The 17397-nt window shown below is 68.1% G+C and carries 16 protein-coding genes; 8 read left to right on the top strand and 8 right to left on the bottom strand.

The features are described 5' to 3' along the window. The first annotated feature begins 82 nt into the window (after positions 1-82). A complete protein-coding gene (locus tag EV652_RS02540) occupies positions 83-1609 on the top strand; it encodes a UDP-N-acetylglucosamine 1-carboxyvinyltransferase (RefSeq protein ID WP_132207287.1) in 1527 nt (508 codons plus the stop codon). Here the strand turns inward: EV652_RS02540 and EV652_RS02535 are convergent. Next, a complete protein-coding gene (locus tag EV652_RS02535; RefSeq protein ID WP_242001510.1) occupies positions 1574-2437 on the bottom strand; it encodes an alpha/beta hydrolase family protein in 864 nt (287 codons plus the stop codon). The two genes, EV652_RS02540 and EV652_RS02535, sit on opposite strands and share 36 nt — an antisense overlap. An 84-nt stretch (positions 2438-2521) precedes the next feature. Between EV652_RS02535 and EV652_RS02530 the strand changes: the two genes are divergently transcribed. Further along, positions 2522-3142 carry a TetR/AcrR family transcriptional regulator gene (locus EV652_RS02530; RefSeq protein ID WP_242001509.1) on the top strand — a complete coding sequence of 207 codons (621 nt, stop codon included), beginning with the start codon at positions 2522-2524 and terminating at the stop codon, positions 3140-3142. Here EV652_RS02530 and EV652_RS44460 read toward each other — a convergent pair. Both EV652_RS44460 and EV652_RS02520 read right to left on the bottom strand, forming a co-directional pair. Beyond that, a complete protein-coding gene (locus EV652_RS44460) occupies positions 3088-3495 on the bottom strand; it encodes a hypothetical protein (protein WP_199237962.1) in 408 nt (135 codons plus the stop codon). The two genes, EV652_RS02530 and EV652_RS44460, sit on opposite strands and share 55 nt — an antisense overlap. Before the next feature lie 264 nt (positions 3496-3759). Next, positions 3760-4332, bottom strand: coding sequence for a winged helix-turn-helix domain-containing protein (locus tag EV652_RS02520; RefSeq protein WP_132207285.1), 573 nt, complete (start codon positions 4330-4332; stop codon positions 3760-3762). A gap of 75 nt (positions 4333-4407) precedes the next feature. Here EV652_RS02520 and EV652_RS02515 point away from each other — a divergent pair, with 75 nt between their 5' ends. Beyond that, positions 4408-5013 (top strand): dihydrofolate reductase family protein, encoded by a 606-nt coding sequence (locus EV652_RS02515; RefSeq protein ID WP_132207284.1) that lies wholly within the window; start codon positions 4408-4410, stop codon positions 5011-5013. Between the two features lie 13 nt (positions 5014-5026). On the opposite strand, the gene EV652_RS02510 is transcribed toward EV652_RS02515, so the two are convergent. After that, positions 5027-5764 (bottom strand): DUF899 family protein, encoded by a 738-nt coding sequence (locus tag EV652_RS02510; RefSeq protein WP_132207283.1) that lies wholly within the window; start codon positions 5762-5764, stop codon positions 5027-5029. Between the two features lie 159 nt (positions 5765-5923). Here EV652_RS02510 and EV652_RS02505 point away from each other — a divergent pair, with 159 nt between their 5' ends. Next, the gene (locus tag EV652_RS02505) at positions 5924-7150 is read left to right on the top strand and encodes a deoxyguanosinetriphosphate triphosphohydrolase (protein ID WP_132207282.1); all 1227 of its coding nucleotides are present in this window, start codon (positions 5924-5926) and stop codon (positions 7148-7150) included. Here EV652_RS02505 and EV652_RS02500 read toward each other — a convergent pair. Beyond that, positions 7104-7475, bottom strand: a complete 372-nt coding sequence (locus EV652_RS02500; RefSeq protein ID WP_132207281.1) for a hypothetical protein — start codon at positions 7473-7475, stop codon at positions 7104-7106. The genes EV652_RS02505 and EV652_RS02500 overlap by 47 nt on opposite strands. 146 nt (positions 7476-7621) lie before the next feature. Next, entirely contained in the window at positions 7622-8071 is a 450-nt protein-coding gene (locus tag EV652_RS43890) for a sialidase family protein (RefSeq protein WP_158441075.1), read from the bottom strand. Between the two features lie 223 nt (positions 8072-8294). Here EV652_RS43890 and EV652_RS02495 point away from each other — a divergent pair, with 223 nt between their 5' ends. Continuing rightward, entirely contained in the window at positions 8295-9536 is a 1242-nt protein-coding gene (locus EV652_RS02495; protein WP_132207280.1) for an NAD(P)/FAD-dependent oxidoreductase, read from the top strand. Here the strand turns inward: EV652_RS02495 and EV652_RS02490 are convergent. After that, positions 9533-10396 carry a TolB family protein gene (locus EV652_RS02490; RefSeq protein WP_132207279.1) on the bottom strand — a complete coding sequence of 288 codons (864 nt, stop codon included), beginning with the start codon at positions 10394-10396 and terminating at the stop codon, positions 9533-9535. The two genes, EV652_RS02495 and EV652_RS02490, sit on opposite strands and share 4 nt — an antisense overlap. A gap of 40 nt (positions 10397-10436) precedes the next feature. On the opposite strand from EV652_RS02490, the gene dnaG reads away from it, so the two are divergent. Together dnaG and EV652_RS02480 are read left to right on the top strand one after the other, a co-directional pair. Beyond that, positions 10437-12344 carry a DNA primase gene (gene dnaG / locus EV652_RS02485; protein WP_132207278.1) on the top strand — a complete coding sequence of 636 codons (1908 nt, stop codon included), beginning with the start codon at positions 10437-10439 and terminating at the stop codon, positions 12342-12344. Between the two features lie 10 nt (positions 12345-12354). After that, positions 12355-12609 (top strand): hypothetical protein, encoded by a 255-nt coding sequence (locus EV652_RS02480; protein ID WP_132207277.1) that lies wholly within the window; start codon positions 12355-12357, stop codon positions 12607-12609. A 64-nt stretch (positions 12610-12673) separates the two neighbouring features. On the opposite strand, the gene EV652_RS02475 is transcribed toward EV652_RS02480, so the two are convergent. After that, positions 12674-12991 (bottom strand): hypothetical protein, encoded by a 318-nt coding sequence (locus EV652_RS02475; protein ID WP_132207276.1) that lies wholly within the window; start codon positions 12989-12991, stop codon positions 12674-12676. A gap of 170 nt (positions 12992-13161) precedes the next feature. On the opposite strand from EV652_RS02475, the gene EV652_RS02470 reads away from it, so the two are divergent. After that, positions 13162-17382, top strand: coding sequence for an nSTAND1 domain-containing NTPase (locus EV652_RS02470; RefSeq protein WP_158441074.1), 4221 nt, complete (start codon positions 13162-13164; stop codon positions 17380-17382). Positions 17383-17397 lie beyond the last annotated feature (15 nt).

Here is a 17397-nt window from a genome sequence, read left to right as displayed (position 1 = left end):
GATCGGGGCGAGGTGACGTTGGCTACGCTGACAACGGCGGGTCGGTGCTGGGGTATCTCACATGTGAGATAAGGTCCGCCGCATGACTGATGACTACCTGAGCCGGATCGGCAATCTCATCCGGGACGCCCGCAAGCATCGTGGGTGGACGCAGGCGCAACTCGCCGACGTACTGAACACCAGCCAGAGTGCGGTGAACAGGATCGAGAAGGGTCATCAGAACCTCACCCTCGAGATGCTCGCCCGGATCGGCGAAGCACTCGACTCTGAGATTGTCTCTCTCGGTGGCGGCCCGGTCCACCTCCGCGTGGTCGGCGGTCGGCAGTTGTCCGGATCGATCGACGTCAAGTCCAGCAAGAACGCCGGTGTCGCGTTGCTGTGCGCCAGCCTGCTGAACAAGGGCCGCACCACGCTGCGCAAGGTCGCCCGGATCGAAGAGGTCAACCGGCTGCTCGAGGTGCTCAACTCGATCGGCGTCCGGACCACCTGGCTGAACGACGCCGGGGACCTGGAGATCGTCCCGCCGGCCCACCTCGACCTGGGCGCGATGGATGCCGAGGCCGCCCGCCGTACCCGCTCGATCATCATGTTCCTCGGCCCGCTGCTGCACCGCGAGGACACCTTCCAACTCCCGTACGCCGGTGGCTGCGACCTCGGCACCCGGACGGTCGAGCCGCACATGGCGGCGCTGCGGCCGTTCGGCCTGGACGTGAAGGCGACCGGCGGTGAGTACCACGCGATGGTGAACCGGGCGGTGATGCCGGGGAAGCCGATCGTGCTGACCGAGCGCGGCGACACGGTGACCGAGAACGCGATCATGGCCGCGGCCCGGCACGACGGGGTCACCGTGATCCGCAACGCCAGCTCGAACTACATGGTCCAGGACCTGTGCTTCTACCTCGACCTGCTCGGCGTGCAGATCGACGGCATCGGCAGCACCACACTGACCGTGCACGGCCGGCCGGAGATCGACGTGGACGTCGACTACGCGCCGTCGGAGGACCCGATCGAGGCGATGAGCCTGCTCACCGCCGCGATCGTGACCGGCTCGGAGATCACCATCCGCCGCGCGCCGGTGGAGTTCCTCGAGATCGAGCTGGCGCTGCTGGAGGAGATGGGGCTGGACTACAGCCGCTCCGAGGAGTACCTGGCCGAGAACGGCCGGACCCGGTTGGTCGACCTGGTGACCCGACCGTCCCGGCTGCACGCGCCGATCGACAAGATCCACCCGATGCCGTTCCCCGGCCTGAACATCGACAACCTGCCGTTCTTCGCGGTGATCGCAGCCTCGGCGACCGGGCAGACGCTGATCCACGACTGGGTCTACGAGAACCGCGCCATCTACCTGACCGACCTGAACAAGCTCGGCGGCAGGGTCAAGCTGCTCGACCCGCACCGGGTGATGGTCGAAGGCCCGACGCACTGGTCCGGCGCCGAGATCATGTGCCCGCCGGCGCTGCGGCCTGCCGTCGTCACGCTGATCGCGATGATGGCCGCGAAGGGTACGTCGGTCCTGCGCAGCGTCTACGTGATCAACCGCGGCTACGAGGATCTGGCCACCCGGCTGAACTCGCTAGGCGCTCAGATCGAGACCTTCCGCGACATCTGAGCCACTGTGGATCGCCAGGAAGGCGAGTGCTTCCTCGATCACGGCCGGGTCCGACAGGATCCGGCCGTGGCCGAGCCCGGTCTTGGGCGAGAACCGGGCCTGCGGTCCGTATGACGCCAGCAGTACGGCGACCTGCGACGGGTCCACCACGTCGTCCACGTCGTTGTGGATCACCAGCAAATCGGCATCGCCAGCACCGACCGAGTACTTGGTCCAGATCTCCGGATCGCTGCCGAACAACTGTCGTTCGATCTCGCGCCGCAGGCTGTTCTTCACCTTCGTCCCCAGGCCCAGCTCGGCGCCGAACTTGTCGACCAGGTAGCCGAACTCGGCGAACCCGCTGATCGAGACGATCTTTCCTGCCACGACTCCCTGGCGGACGGCGTACAGGGCGAACGGCACGCCCAGCGAGTGTGCGATCAGCCCTTCGAAGTCGCCGTACCGCGCGGCCAGTCTGGTGATGATGCGCTGGTGGTCGAGGATCGTACCCATCGGCCTGGTCGTGTCGCCGTGGCCGGGACCGTCGTACGAGATCGGGCTGTAGCCAAGCTCGAGCAGGCGGGTGATGAAACCGGCGTACCGGGACGCACGTGAGCGCCACCCGTGGACGAGCAGGACGGGTCGTTGGCCGTCGCCCCAGGCGTACGTGACGATCCCGTCGACGACCTCGATCCGGGCAGACTCGTACACTGCGCGCTCCGACGAGCGGACCTGACCGCGGGCCATCGGCCGCCGCCACAACTCGAACGCGACCCGCCCGGCCAGCCGCGGTGAGACCGCGCCGATCGCCCGCAGTCCCGCCCCGACCGCCGTTGTCATCTGTGTCATCTCGCTCCTCGGCTGGCAAACAATACGAACGGTCGTATTATTAGTTCGGCACGGGCACAAGGTCAAGCGGAATAGGATCGGGTGGTGGAGAAGGTCGACGGGCGGTTGGTGCGAGGGGATCAGACCCGCCGTGCGGTGCTGCGCCGGGCGGTCGACATCGCGTCGGTCGACGGGCTCGAAGGGCTGTCGATCGGGCGACTGGCCACCGAGCTCGGGATCAGCAAGAGCGGGCTGTTCGCGCACTTCGGCTCGAAGGAGGAGCTGCAGCTCGCCACCATCCGGGCTGCGCGACGCATCTACGCGGACTCCGTGGTCGTTCCGGCGTTCGCAGTGGAGCCGGGGCTCGAGCGAGTGTGGAAGCTGAGCGAGTACTGGCTCGACTACTCGCGTCGTCGGGTGTTTCCCGGCGGCTGCTTCTTCCAGAAGGTCTCCCATGAGTACGCCGCTCGCGGGGGAGCCGTCCACGAGGCATTGGCCGGTGTGCACCGTGAGTGGATGGATCTGATGGAGGACGTCGTACGCGAGGCAGTCGAGCGCGGGGAGCTGGATGCGGATCCGGCGCAGCTGGCCTTCGACCTGAATGCGTACTACGAGGCAGCCAACCTCGCGTCGATCCTGCACGACAACCAGGCCGGCTATGACCTGGCGCGTCAGTCCATTCGGACCCGACTGGAGTCGGCGACCGGTACGACGCTGCGCTGGTGAGTCGGCAGGTCGCGTTGTCGACGGATCGGTGAGAAGAACAGAAACAGGCCGGTCAGCGGTACGCCGGCTGTGGTGATCCACAGGGCTGGTCTGAGGCCTAGGAGTTCGCCGAGCGTTCCGCCCAGCAGGGCGCCGAGTGGGATCGTCCCGTAGTTCACGAACGACGTCGTTGCCGCGAGCCGGCCAAGGAGTTCGGGTGGGCAGTAGGACTGATGGAACGTCGCCTTGACGACGTTGCCGCCGACCACGCCGAGGCTGACGCCGAAGCCGCCGATCAGGTAGAGCCACGGGCTCAGGCTGCTCAGTGGGATCAGGAGCGCGAGAGTCGGCAGACCGAGTTCGCAGAGGAGCAACGCACGGGCGGTGCCGAAGCGTGCGGCGAGGCGGCGGCCGGCGAAGGCTCCGAGGATGCCGCCGCTTGTGGCCGCGGCGATCAGGGCAGGCGGCCGCGGTGAGCAGGCCGACCTGGAAGGTGGTTGCCTCGAGCATCGAGATGGCGATGAGTGGGAGCGCCACCGTCGAGGTCGCGCTGCCGAACCGGCTGACCGTCTCACCGATCCAGAGCAGCCTGAAGTCCCGGTGTCGCCGGAGCAGACTCATGTTCTGCGCGGGTCGGCTCACGAGCGGCCGGATGTCGACTCGTCCTCGGAGGACCTCCGCGGGAACGACTGGAGTTGGACGATGACGCGCTCGGCGTTGTCGCCGGTCGGTTCGGTCGCCGTGTAGCGGTCGATGACCTCGGCGATCTCCTCGTTGAGTGCGTGCAGTTGCTCCGGACTCAGGCGGAGATCGCGCCAGTCGGACAGGGCGGCCGCGTACTGCCACTCGCCTGGCCAGTTCTCGTCGACGTACGTCCGGACGCGGTCGAAGTACCGCTCGACCAGATGCCGCAGGTAGACGTGCAGCGCGCCGCTCGTCTCCGGGTCGTCGCGGAACTCGGCCGGGTCGAGGACGGTCCGGCCCGGGATCCGCCACCAGCGCTCCCGCTTGGTGCCGCGCTCGACGTCCTCCTCGATGTACCCGTGCTCGGCGAGCAACCGCAGGTGCCAGCTGATCGTGCCGGTGTTCTCGCCCAGGCGTGCCGACAGCGTTGTCGAGGTGGCCGGGCCGTCCAGTTCGAGCGCCTCCAGGATGTCCATCCGGAGGGGGTGCGCGAGTCCGCGCAGGCTGCGGGCATCGATCCGTCGCATTATTGCAGAGTAGTCTCTGCAAATGAGTCTCTGCAACAAGGCGGACTGTCGGTGGCGGCGCATAGCTTGTCCGGCATGCGGCCTCATGTGGTGGCTCAGGTAGCGGTGTCGCTCGACGGGAGGACGTCGGGGTTCGACATCGACGTCGCGCGCTTCTATGCGCTGGCGACGCTGTGGCAGGAAGACGTGACGCTGGTCGGCGCCGACACGATCCTGGCGCAGGAGGCCGCCGTACGCTCGGCGCCGCATCCGGGTCCGCGGCCGGAGGGTCCGTTGCTCGCCGTGGTGGACAGCCGGGCGCGCGTCCGTGAGTGGGAGGGCCTACGACACCTCGGTTACTGGTCCGACGTACTTGCCCTGTACGCCGACCAGACGCCGGCGCGACCGCCAGACAGCACCATCAGCGAGCTCGTCACCGGCTACGACCGGGTGGACCTCGTCGAGACCCTGGATGTCCTCGGCTCACGTGGCGCTCGGGTCGTCCGCGTCGACTCGGGCGGCGTACTGCTGGGCGCCCTCCTCGATCTCGGTCTTGTCGACGAGCTCGCGCTCCTGGTCCACCCGGTCGTCGTCGGCACCGGCCAACGCTGGTCCGACGGCCACCGCCTCGACCTTCAGCCCGCCGGCACCGAGGTCTTCGAAGGCGGTGTCGTCTGGTTGCGGTATTGCCTGTCGCCTTAAGTGGTCGGCGGTTTTAGTGGTCGGCAGCGAGATCGTCGGGGCGGCCGGCTTCGAGGCGGGACCACTGGGAGATGGGGCGTCCGTCGGCGGTCAGGCCGCCGGGCTCCCACTCTTGCGGCCAGCCCTCGGGGGAGTCCTCGTGAGTCTCTCGGCGCCCGTAGACCGTGAGATCCATCAGCGAGTAGCTGTTGTCCATCACCTCGACGCCACGGACGGTCGTCCACCAGGTCTCGAACACCCGGTCGCCGTCGCGTACGTAGCAGACGAGATGCATCGAGCCGATGGCGCGGCCGACGAGGAGGGTGTCGAGGGAGGCCACGGCCGAGTACCACGGCATGGTCCAGCCCATGAAGTCGTGGTACCGGCGGCTTTCGTCGTACGGGCCCTGGCAGAAGACGGCGTACGTGATGTCGCGCGAATGCAGGTAGGACAGCTCCGAGACATGGGTGTTGCACCAGGTGCAGCCCTGACACTGTTCGGCCGCGGGGTGCCCGGGGTGCCACATGAAGTAGTAGGCGATGAGTTGCCGGCGCCCTTCGAACGCGTCGAGCAGGGTGAGCGGTCCGTTGGGCCCGATCAGCTCGGTCTTGGCATCCACCTCGACCATCGGCAGGCGCCGCCGGGCCGCGGCGATCGCGTCACCTTCGTGGGTATGCGCCTTCTCCCGGACTCGGAGTTCTTCGATCTCTGCTTCGAAGCTCTCGCGGTCGACGACCGGAGGAAGGGTCGTTGCCGTGCTGGCGTCCTTCATGACTGTGTCCTGTCGTTGCCTCTTCTTGGTCATGATCGGGACGTCGGAGCTCGCGCGGCGTTCTCGACCTGGCCCTTACTTTTCTTCGGGTTCCCGCTGGCCGTGGTGTCATGCGCTGTTCACGAAAAGTGTCGGTCGTGGCGGCTACTGTGAGCTGTGATGAGGAAGCAGCATGAGTGGTACGACGAGCATGACGCCGAGCGATGGGTGGCAGAGCCGGTCAAGCGGCCCGGGCGGACTGCCTTCGCTCGCGATCGTGCGCGCGTACTGCACAGTGCCGCACTGCGGCGACTGGCGGCCAAGACGCAGGTCGTCACCGCCGGTAGTGACGACTTCGTTCGCAATCGGCTGACGCACAGCCTCGAGGTCGCGCAGATCGGCCGGGAACTCGCCTTGACGCTCGGTTGTGATCCGGACATCGTCGACGCCGCCTGTCTGTCGCATGACCTCGGTCATCCGCCGTTCGGGCACAACGGTGAGCGGGCGCTCGACCAGGTCGCGGCGGAGATCGGCGGCTTCGAGGGAAACGCGCAGACGCTGCGTCTACTCACCCGGCTGGAGTCGAAGGCGTTCGACCCGGCCGGTCGCAGTGTCGGTCTCAACCTCAGCCGGGCAACGCTCGACGCCGCGACGAAGTACCCGTGGCCCAGGAGGACGGGCGAGCGGAAGTTCGGTGTGTACGACGATGATCTCGCGGTCTTCGAGTGGTTGCGTCAGGGCGTCGGCGAACGGCGGTGCTTGGAGGCGCAGGTGATGGATTTCGCCGACGACGTCGCCTACTCGGTGCACGACGTCGAGGACGGGATCGTTGCCCACCACATCGACCTGGCCGCGGTGGATGCGGACCGGGCGCCGTACTGGGAGATCGTCCGGCGGCTGTATTTGCCGGAGGCAACAGATGCGGTGCTGGACGAGGGGTGGCGGCGGCTGACCGGCTTGCCGTACTGGCCGGGGGCGTCGTTCGACGACAGCCGGCGGGCGCTCGGCGGGCTGAAGGACCTGACCAGTCAGCTGATCGGGCGCTTCTGCACCGCTGCCGAGCAGGCGACCCACGCCGTCTTCGGCCGCTCACGCCTGATCCGCTACGAGGCGGACCTGATCGTCCCCGACGGCATCCGCGTGGAGATCGGTCTGCTCAAGGGTGTCGGTATGTTCCACGTCCTCAACTCGCCGGAACGCCAAGCCCGCCGCGCCTCCCAACGTGAGCTCCTCACCGAACTCGTCGAGGCACTCTGGAAGTCCGCGCCGCTACACCTCGACACCGCCTTCAAAGCCGACTTCGCCGACGCTCCCGACGACAACGCCCGCCTCCGCGTCATCGTCGACCAGGTCTCCTCCCTCACCGACCCCTCAGCCCAGGCCTGGCACATCCAGTTGGTCGACTGACCGCACCCCTCATCCGGCTCCGCCCTCGGGCGTCGAGTCGTGGATTTCGGTTGTCGGCCGCCTCCGGTTCGGCGCGGAGCCAGACCTGCGGTGTCGTCCCCGATCCGGTGCGGTAGGCCCACAGAATCGCGTGTGATCCGGTGGCGGCGCCGTACTTGATCCACGCCATCATGGTGAAGTCCTGCGCGCCAACATCGATCGAACGGTCGAACGGCACCTCGACCCGATCGTCCACACCGTCCAACGCGAGCCCGGTGCCGAACTTGCCCTCGGCAACTGTCGCCCCCGCCGCGTACGTACGCCGGGTTGTGCGCCGGACCGACATCAGGCGTCAGTGGACCTGGCGCCGGTGGTCCCGGGATGCCCGGGGGAGTGCCGTTCGGCGTCGCCAGGTAGGCCTCGTTGAACCGCGCGTACCGGATCGTCTCGTACGGCGTCGCGACGCCGGCCTCGTAGAGCAAGGCAGCCTGGTCACCGTCGAGCCGGACCAGATCCGAGTACGCCGTCGGTCGATCTCCGCAGGACGACGTCGATGTCGCCGTCGTCGCCACAGTCCGCGACCCGGCCCTCGGCGAACGCCAGCACCATGCCGTTGCCCGCCCGCACGATCGCCGGGATGCGGAAGCACGCGTATCCGTTCGTCTTCTGTTCGAACAGCACGTTGTCGTCGACGAACGGGGCAGCCTGCGAGGTTGGTACGTCGGCGGTGGTTCGCGGACCGTTGGAGGCGGACGCGGACGTTGGCGCGGTCGCGGGCGTGGACGCGGATGCGGATGCGGTCGGGGCCTGAGTTGAGGGTGCGGTGGGTGGTGACTCCGGGGCAGTGCGGGCGGACGCGGCCGGGGCGGCGAAGGATGCCAGCAGCGCGCCGGCGGCGAGCAGGGCGGCGGCCGCGAAGCGACCTGAGGTGGTCTTGCGCATAGCTCTCCTGGCATGACATAGGACGTCTGATGTCCTGCGACAAGGTAGTCATCCGAGCGGGACGCGGCAAGGGCTCGGGCGCGCCGGGACCCGGCCCACGAGACAGCGCGCCGCCCCGATCCACGAGGCGCCCGCGCCCCGGTCCACGAGGCGTCCGCGCCCCGGTCCACGAGGCGCGCGCCCGGGACTGACGCACACCGAGCGAGGGCCTAATGTCGTGCGTATGACTGATGCAGAGCAGATTGTCATCGTCGGCGCGAGTCTCGCGGGGGCGACCGCGGCCGAGGAGCTCCGGAACGACGGCTGGACCGGCGGCATCGTCCTGATCGGCAGCGAGACCAAGCTGCCGTACGAGCGACCACCGTTGTCCAAGGGCGTCCTGCTCGGCAAGGACCAGACCGACGTCGCGCAGTTGCACGACCAGCAGTGGTACGACGACAACAACGTCAACCTGCGACTCGGCACGACCGTCACCGGTATCGACACCGCGGCCCACACCGTCACCTTGGACGACGGCTCACAGGTGTCCTACAGCAAGCTGCTGATCGCCACCGGCAGCCGCGTACGGCGTCTCGACTTGCCAGGTGCCGACCTGCCCGGTATCCACTACCTGCGGACGGCAGACGAGTCGCAGGCTCTGACCGATGCGTACGCCGCGAAGCCGCGAGTGGTCGTGGTCGGCGCCGGCTGGATCGGCCTCGAGGCTGCATCGGCCGCGCGGGAACGCGGCTGCGAGGTGACCGTGGTCGAGCCACAGTCCACCGCGCTGGCCGCCGTACTCGGTGAGCAGGTCGGCGAGCTGTTCGCTGACCTGCACCGGCAGCACGGTGTGGACCTCCGGTTCGACACCGGGGTCGAGGGCTTCGAAGGCACCGACAAGGTGGCCGGGGTGCGGACCTCCGATGGTGAGGTGATCCCGGCGGATCTGGTCATCGTCGGCGTGGGCGTGCAGCCGAACACCGAGCTCGCTGCGGACGCCGGTATCGAGGTCGCCACGCCGGACAACGGGTCCGGCATCGTCACCGGTCCGGACCTGCGCACCTCGGCCGAGGACGTGTACGCGGCCGGCGACGTGGTCCGGTGGGAGCACCCGCTGTTCGGCCGGCCGGTCCGGGTCGAGCACTGGCAGAGCGCGAAGGACACCGGGAAGTCCGCGGCGAAGGCGATCCTCGGTCAGGACGTCGCGCACGACGCGCTCCCGTTCTTCTTCACCGACCAGTACGACCTCGGCATGGAGTACGCCGGCGACGTTCCGCGCGGAGCGTCGTACCAGGTGGTGCTGCGCGGTGATCCGGCCTCGGGTGCGTATCTCGCCTTCTGGCTCGACGACGACCGGCGTCTGCTGGCCGGGATGCACGTCAACACCTGGGGTGCGACCGACGCCATCCAGGATCTGATCCGGTCAGGTAAGCAGCTCGATCCCGCACGGCTGGCCGACGCGTCGATCGACCTGGCCGACGTTTAGAGCGGGTACGCGACGTACGCGAAGCTCTTGCTGTCCGGCGACCAGCTCGGCACGTTCATCGTGCCCTGGCCGCCGAACAGCGTCGCGATCTCGCGGATCTCACCGTCCGGGCTCAGGAGGCGCAGGCGTACGTCGTCCACGTCCGCGGGATGCCCCCGGATGCCGGGCGGGAAGCTGACGTAGGCGATCGCGGAGCCGTCCGGTGCGAGGTGCGGGAACCAGTTGACCCGCTCGTCGAAGGTCAGTTGCTCGACCTCGCCGGTGCTGACCGCGATCCGGAACAGCTGGGCGTGACCCGGCGTCGTGGACGCCCGCTCGGAGTTGAAGTAGATCCACTTCCCGTCCGGGCTGTACTCCGAGCCGTCGTCCGCATGCTCGTCGTTCGTCACCTGGACGTCGGCGCCGCCGGCCGTCGGGATTGTCCACACGTTGGTCACCCGGCGGTCGCCCACCTGCTCCAGACCGATGTAGGCGAGCGTCCGGCCATCCGGCGAGACCCCGTGCAGGTAGTGGTGGAAACCCGGTCCGCGGTCGTTGCTCACCCGCCGCGGAGCGCCGCCTTCGAGCGGTACGGCGTACAGATGCCCATCGTCGGCCGACACGTAGATCGTCGTACCGTCCGGGCTCAGGACGTGGTCGTTGTTGATCGGCGGCACCCCGCCGAGGTCGATCTCGGTCAGCCCGTCCGACGCGGCGCTGAACAGGCGGCCGTCGCCGTTGACGACGAGCCGGCCGTCCGCGGTCCAGTTCGGCGCCTCGAAGAGCAGGGTGGTCGAGCTGTGGACGAGCCGCCGGTCGCCGGTGCTCACGTCGACGACGTACAGCTCGGAGCGCTGACCTGGGCGAAGAGTTCGTGGCATGCCCGCCAACCTATGCGATCGGCCCGGCTAGACTCACGGCGTGGCAGGCCGGATCAAGGACGAGGACGTCGCGCTGGTGCGCGAGCGAGCCCGGATCGACGACATCGTCGGCTCGTACGTGACCTTGAAGAACGCCGGCGGTGGGTCGCTGAAGGGTCTGTGCCCGTTCCACGACGAGAAGTCGCCGTCGTTCAACGTCACCCCGTCGCGCGGATTCTTCTACTGCTTCGGCTGCCAAGAGGGCGGCGACGTCATCGACTTCATCCAGAAGATCGACCAGATCAGCTTCCACGAGGCGGTCGAGACGCTGGCCTCGAAGGTCGGTATCCAGCTCCGGTACGACGACTCCGGCGCGCCGATCCACCGCGGCCCGGCGAACCAGCGGCCCCGGCTGGTCGAGGCGCACAAGGTCGCCGCCGAGTTCTTCGTGGAGCAGCTGTTCGGCGCGCCCGACGCGACGCTCGGGCGGCAGTTCCTGGACAAGCGCGGGTTCGACAAGGACGCGGCCGTGCACTTCGGCGTCGGGTTCTCCCCGCGCGGCGGTGAGGCGCTGACCGCGCATCTGCGGGGTCGCGGCTTCACCAACGCCGAGCTGGTCGCGTCCGGACTGTCGGCGGACGGCCAGCGCGGGCTGTACGACCGGTTCCGCGGTCGGCTGATGTGGCCGATCCGGGACGCGTCGTCCGATGTGATCGGGTTCGGCGCCCGGCGGCTCTTCGACGACGACAGGATCGAAGCGAAGTACCTGAACACCCCCGAGACCCCGATCTACAAGAAGTCCAAGGTCCTGTACGGCGTCGACCTCGCCCGCCGCGAGATCGCGAAGGGCCGCCAGGCCGTGGTCGTCGAGGGCTACACCGATGTGATGGCGTGTCATCTGTCCGGTGTCCAGACGGCCGTCGCCACCTGCGGTACGTCGTTCGGCGACGACCACGCGCGGGTGTTGCGGCAGTTGCTGCTGGATCACGACCAGTTCCGCGGCGAGGTAATCTTCACCTTCGACGGTGACGAGGCCGGCCAGCGGGCGGCGCTGAAGGCGTTCGCGGGGGACCAGGCGTTCGCCTCGCAGACGTACGTCGCGGTGGAGCCGGACGGGCTGGATCCGTGTGACCTGCGGCTGCAGAAGGGTGACGCCGCGGTCCGCGAGCTGATCGGCCGGCGGGTGCCGCTGTACCGGTTCGTGCTCGCAAACGTGCTGTCGAAGTACGACCTGGACCGCGCGGACACCCGGATCGACGCGCTGCGCGACGCCGCTCGCCTGGTGGTCAGCATCCGCGACCGGTCGAAGGTGGACGCGTTCACCCGTGAGCTCGCCGGGCACCTCGGGCTGGAGGTCGACCAGGTTCGCACCGAGGTGTACCGCGCGGCGTCGCGTCCCGCTGCCGCTGTGTCGAACGATCGGCCGCAGCAGCCGGTCGTCGTACAAGGGGAAGCTCCTCCGCCGCCGCCACGGGTGGATGTGCCGTCGCCGCGGGATCAGCGGTTCGTGATCGAGTGGGACGTGCTGAAGATCGCGATGCAGCATCCGGCGCTGGTGGGTGTCGCGTTCGACGAGTTGGACGACCACGACTTCACGCATCCGTGGCTGGCCGCGATCCGGTCCGCGATGGCGAAGGCGGGTGGTCCGGCGGCCGCGGCTCCCGGTGAGGCCTGGGTGGTCGCCGTACGCGATGCCATCGGCAACGATCCCGCCGCGGCGGTGGTCGGCGCGCTGGCCGTCGACCCGCTCCGGCTGGGCCGCGATCCGGACGAGGCGTATGCGCTGGCGCTGCTGGCCCGGTTGCAGGAGTTGACCTGCGCGCGCCGGATCCAGGACCTCAAGTCGAAGCTGCAGCGCACCAACCCGATCGACCGGGCGGACGACTACAACCGCATGTTCGGCGAGCTCATCGCCCTCGAGGCCTACCGCTCCGAGCTCCGCAAGAAGGCGATCTCCGGCGCCCTCTAGGGTGTGGTGCATGTCCCAGCTGCAAGGGGTGCCGCCTCGCCCGCCGCGTCTGTTCCCCGCGGCCCAGATCCTGAGCGGTGAGATCCGCCTCGACGGCTACCCGTTCCGCCACATCGCAGTGCACGGTGGGGGACACGTCAGCACCGCCGCGATCGACCTGGTGCTCAGCGCCGTCGAAATGCTCGACCCCGTCGGCTGGGACCTCGTGAACATCACCGATCACGACACCCTCCACTACGTCGCCTTCCTCCGCGTCCGAACCTGACGTGTAGCCACCGCGCAGTTCTTCGAGGAACTGCGCGGTGATTCGGATGATCCAACAGAACGGGCTAGATGCCTTGGGTGGAAGGCAGATGGTCGCGGCGGCGCTGGACGGCGAGGGTGATGCCGAGCGCGGCTCCGGCGAGCGTGATGCCGCCGATTGCGCCGAGGGCGACCGAGGTGGCGTGGAGTGCAGTCACTTGATTGACCGTCTCGGCTGGTACCTGCTGGTCGGCGTACCCGGGATAACCGGACCCCTCGTCCGGCCACGGCTCCACCTGCTGCGGTGTCGGTGTGGGATCCCACGGGCTCGCCGTCGCCGGTGCGGCCGTTGCGAATGCGAACGCGAAGGGAATGACTGCGATCGCCGTGATGCGGTGGTTCATGATTCCTTCTCCTTGCCGCACGTCCGGCGGGGCCGCTTGGCTGCGGTCCAGGTACGCCGTACGTCCGGTGCTCCAGTTGTCGCGTACGGCGGTATCGCGGCGCCTGACCGCGGTATCACGGCGGTAACGCGGCCGTTGACGGCTTGTCGGCGGAGGTCGACAGTCGAGAGGTGGGCATCGATGTATTGGGGCCGCTCACGATCGAGGGGGATCAGACTCTCGGGAGACGTGACCGGGTCGTGGTCGCTGCACTGGCCGTACATCCTGGGGAGGTCGTCAGCGCAGAGCAGCTCGCCGACGTGTTGTGGGGCGGCGAGCGACTGCCGCCGTCCTGGCACAAAGTCGTGCAGGGCTGCGTGGTTCGGCTCCGCAAGGTCCTGGGCACGCACGCGATCGAGACGTTGCCGCTCGGGTATCGGCTCGTCGTGCCGCTCGACGAGATCGACGCTCAGCGATTCGATCGCGCGGTGGTACGAGCTCGTGCGTTGCTGGCGACCGGCGAGCCGGAGCGATCGGCCGTCGTACTCGCGGACGCGCTGACGCTGTGGCGTGGCCGGCCGCTGACCGAGTTGGACGGCTGGGACCCGGCCCGGATCGAGGCTTCGCGACTGATCGAGTTGCGGCACACCGCCGACGAGTTGTACGTCGAGTCGGCGCTGCGATCGGGTCAGCACGAAAAGGTGCTCGCGAAGGCACAAGCACTCGTGACCGAGGCCCCGCTGCGCGAACGTCGCTGGGTCCTACTCGCGACAGCGCAGTACCAGGCTGGCCGTCAGGGCGAAGCATTGTCGACAATCCGCCGCCTGCGGACCGTACTGAGCCGCGACCTCGGCCTCGATCCCAACGCGGACGTCGACGCACTGGAGCAGGCGATCCTGCGCCAAGACCCGTCCCTCGTGGCGGAGAGCGCCCTGCCGGAACCGAGTCTGATCTGCCCGTACCCAGGGTTGAAGTCGTACGACGTCGAGGACGCGGACACCTTCTTCGGCCGCGACGCCGACATCGCGGCGTGCCTGCGCAAGCTGACCGATACCTCGGTCCTGGCCGTCGCTGGGCCGTCGGGGTGCGGCAAGTCCTCGCTCGTCCGGGCCGGTGTGGCGGCCGCGTTGCGCCGGGACGGCAAGCAGGTCGTGGTGATGTCGCCGGGTCCGCATCCGGTCGCCGCGCTGGCGGCTGCGATGCCTGGTACGGCGGCTCTTCTCGTGGACCAGTTCGAGGAGGTGTTCTCGCTTTGCCAGGACACTCGCGAACGTGAGACCTTCTTAGCCGCTCTGAGCGCCCACCAGGCACCTCTGATCATGTCGATCCGGGCCGACCGACTCGCTGACGTCTCTGCTCATCCGGCCTTCGCGCGACTCGTCGAGCGCGGCCTCTACCTCCTGTCGGGTATGACACAGGACGACCTGCGCGCAGCGATCGAGGAACCCGCCCGGCTGTCATCGCTGGTCGTCGAACCGGGGCTGGTCGACCTGCTCGTCAATGAGGTCACCGACCAACCGGGCGCACTGCCGTTGATGTCGCACGCCCTTCGCGAAACCTGGCAACGTCGCGAAGGTCGCACGCTCACCGTCGGGGGCTACAACGACTCCGGCGGTATCCGCAGCGCCGTCGCTCAGTCCGCCGAAGAGGTGCACGAACGGATCTCTCCGGAGCAGCGGGCAGTCCTGCACGACCTGTTGCTGCGCCTGGTCGCCCCTGGCCCGGAAGGTGAACCGATCCGCAGCCGCCTGCCGCGCCGGCTCGTCGTGACACGTCCCGCGGACGATCAGATGATCGACCTGCTCGTGTCGTCGCGGTTGCTCACGAGTGACGCCGGCGTCGTCGAGATCGCGCACGAGTCGTTGGTGCGCGCCTGGCCCCGGCTCCGCGGCTGGCTCGAGGACGACCTCGAAGGCCAGCGCATCCTGCACCACCTCGCGGTTGCCGCCGACTCGTGGAACAACCTCGACCGGCCCGAGAGTGAGCTCTACCGCGGCGTCCGCCTCGCCAAAGCCCTCGACTGGCGAGAACGTACGACGCCAACCCTGACCGCGACCGAGGACGACTTCCTTGCCGCAAGCAAGCGATTGTCCGAGACCGAGCTCCGCGCGGCCGAGACCCGAGCCCGCTTGCAGCAGCGAGTCAACCGCCGCCTCCGCGCCGCCCTCGCCACCGCGGCCGTTCTTCTGCTCGGCGCCCTCATCGCCGGCCTGGTCGCCGTACGCCAAGCAGACAAAGCCGAACTAGCGGCCAACCGCGAACTCGCTCGCCAAGTCGGCGCCCGCGCGTTGGTGACCGACGACATCAGCCAGTCGCTCCTCCTCGCCGCTCAAGGCGTCCGCCTCGACGACGCCCCCGAGACCCGAGCCAACCTGGTTGCCGCAATCAACAAGAACCCACTCCTCCTCCGCTCCACCCGCGCCCCGCTCGGCCGCACCGAGGCCGAGAACCTCGACGTCTCACCCGACGGCACCCGCATCGTCTCCGGCGACAACAAGGCGACCTTCAACCTGTACGACGCACCGTCGGGAAAGGTGCTCAAGTCGTACACCTTTGCCCCAGTCGCCGAGAACCTGGACATCTACACCCGACCCCGGTTCAGCCCTGATGGCCGCCTGATCGCTGTGATCGCGGGAGAGCACGACGGCACCGCGATCGACCCTAGATCGCCGATCCGATTGTTGACTGCAGACAATCTCGAGCCGGTGAAAGCGCAGCCTATCTTCCCGACGGTCGCCGTACCGCGGTTGAAGAACCTGGCCTTCAGCGCGGACGGCCGCTACCTTGCCATCGGTCTGCAGGAAGCACCGGGAGATGACTGGGACGTGATACCGGCGTTCGCTCTGGTGTGGGACCTCGCTGCACTCGATCGGCCGCCACACAGGCTCGCTTTGGGCATCGGGCCCCAGCGGGCGGTGATCAGCCCCGACGGTCGGACGGTCTACAAACCCTGGTTCCTCACCGCGTTCGACGTGGCTACCGGACGGCAGAAGTGGCAGCGGCAGGATCTGTTCGGCGGTCCGATTGTCGACTCCACTATCGGTCTTCCGATCATCGAAGTTTCCAAGGGCGGCGACCTGCTGGCCTATCTGCATCCCGGCCCGATCCGGAACGACCGGACCACGACAACGGTGGTCAATGCGCAGACCGGGGAGACCGTCAGAGTGTTGCGCAGTACTGCAGATCCACCGCGCGACGCCGCCTTTTCGGCTGACGGCAAGCTGCTGGCTACGGCTCATTCTGGTGGTGAGATCATCATCTGGAACCTGGCCACGGGCCAAGTAGTGCAACGCCTTCGCAGCGCAGAGGTGTCATGGGCGGTTGCCTTCAGCCCGGACAGCCGGACGCTGTACACGGCCGGCGACAAGGGCATCCTGCGCGCCTATGATCTTGGCGGCCAACGGCGGTATGTTCGCTGGACACAGGGTGCGCCGTCGCGCCGATACCTCCACGTACTTGCTTCAGGCAACGGGCAGCGGATCGCCTATCTGTGGAACGAGGCTGGCACGTCGTGGGTCAGCATCGCTGACGTAGCCACCGGCCGGATGACACCACCGACCAGTCTCGACCTTGAACTCCAAGGCGAAGCGCAGGTGCCGGCGTCGTGGCACCCGAACGGCCAGCGCCTCGTCGTCCATGGCCTCCACCTGGTTGCGGTCTTTGACGCCCGGACCGGCAAGGTACTGCAGAAGGAAACTCGGGACGTGGGCTCCGTCGGCTACGTCAACCACGGCAACCGCATCGTCGCCGGCACACACGAAGGCACCACGTATCTCGACGCTGACATGACGGTGGAAGACGTGACGCACGGCTGGATCGCAGACTGCTGCACGGCAGCATCCCCGGACGGTGAGACCGCAGTACTCTTCCAGGACGGTAGGAGCGGCGCCACGATGTCGTGGCGAATCGTCCGGGCAGCCACCGGCGAGGTCGTCGTGGAAGGCGACCTGGCGATGTCGGTCAACGCAGCCGCTTACTCATCTGATGGCCGACTGATCGCAGGTACCGGGACCAGTGGCGTCTTCACCATCGACACCCGCTCCGGTGCGGTCACCGTCGCCCCAACCACCGGCCACCGGGCGCAGGGCATCAGCATCCGATTCTCCCCGGACGGCGCCCGCCTCGTCTCCGGCGCCGCCGACGGCACCGTCACCGTCTGGGACGCCAAAACCCTGGACAACCTGCTCACAGGGGCCACCGCCAGCGAAGCCGCCCCGATCCCGGTCGGCCCGATCTTCACCCAAGACGGTGACGTGATCGCGATCCCGGCGTACGACGGCAAGGTTTACCACTGGGACACCAGCACTGCCCGCATCCTCACCCAAGCCTGCGCAATGGCGGGCCGCAACCTAACCCCCACCGAGTGGACACAAGCCTTCCCCGACCACCCCTACCAAAAGACCTGCCCCTGACCTCACAGGTTGGAG

It is taken from the genome of Kribbella steppae (assembly GCF_004342025.1).
GTDB lineage: Bacteria > Actinomycetota > Actinomycetes > Propionibacteriales > Kribbellaceae > Kribbella > Kribbella steppae.
The sequence above is the reverse complement of the archived record's forward strand: the minus strand, read 5'-3'. Positions and strand labels throughout refer to the sequence as shown.

Excerpts from the sequence above, each read along its gene's own strand:
- EV652_RS02540 (WP_132207287.1), top strand. The coding sequence starts at position 83 with ATGACTGATGACTACCTGAGCCGGATCGGCAATCTCATCCGGGACGCC.
- EV652_RS02535 (WP_242001510.1), bottom strand. The coding sequence starts at position 2,437 with ATGACACAGATGACAACGGCGGTCGGGGCGGGACTGCGGGCGATCGGC.
- EV652_RS02520 (WP_132207285.1), bottom strand. The coding sequence starts at position 4,332 with ATGCGACGGATCGATGCCCGCAGCCTGCGCGGACTCGCGCACCCCCTC.
- EV652_RS02515 (WP_132207284.1), top strand. The coding sequence starts at position 4,408 with ATGCGGCCTCATGTGGTGGCTCAGGTAGCGGTGTCGCTCGACGGGAGG.
- EV652_RS02510 (WP_132207283.1), bottom strand. The coding sequence starts at position 5,764 with ATGAAGGACGCCAGCACGGCAACGACCCTTCCTCCGGTCGTCGACCGC.
- EV652_RS02505 (WP_132207282.1), top strand. The coding sequence starts at position 5,924 with ATGAGGAAGCAGCATGAGTGGTACGACGAGCATGACGCCGAGCGATGG.
- EV652_RS02500 (WP_132207281.1), bottom strand. The coding sequence starts at position 7,475 with ATGTCGGTCCGGCGCACAACCCGGCGTACGTACGCGGCGGGGGCGACA.
- EV652_RS43890 (WP_158441075.1), bottom strand. The coding sequence starts at position 8,071 with ATGCGCAAGACCACCTCAGGTCGCTTCGCGGCCGCCGCCCTGCTCGCC.
- EV652_RS02495 (WP_132207280.1), top strand. The coding sequence starts at position 8,295 with ATGACTGATGCAGAGCAGATTGTCATCGTCGGCGCGAGTCTCGCGGGG.
- EV652_RS02490 (WP_132207279.1), bottom strand. The coding sequence starts at position 10,396 with ATGCCACGAACTCTTCGCCCAGGTCAGCGCTCCGAGCTGTACGTCGTC.
- EV652_RS02480 (WP_132207277.1), top strand. The coding sequence starts at position 12,355 with ATGTCCCAGCTGCAAGGGGTGCCGCCTCGCCCGCCGCGTCTGTTCCCC.
- EV652_RS02475 (WP_132207276.1), bottom strand. The coding sequence starts at position 12,991 with ATGAACCACCGCATCACGGCGATCGCAGTCATTCCCTTCGCGTTCGCA.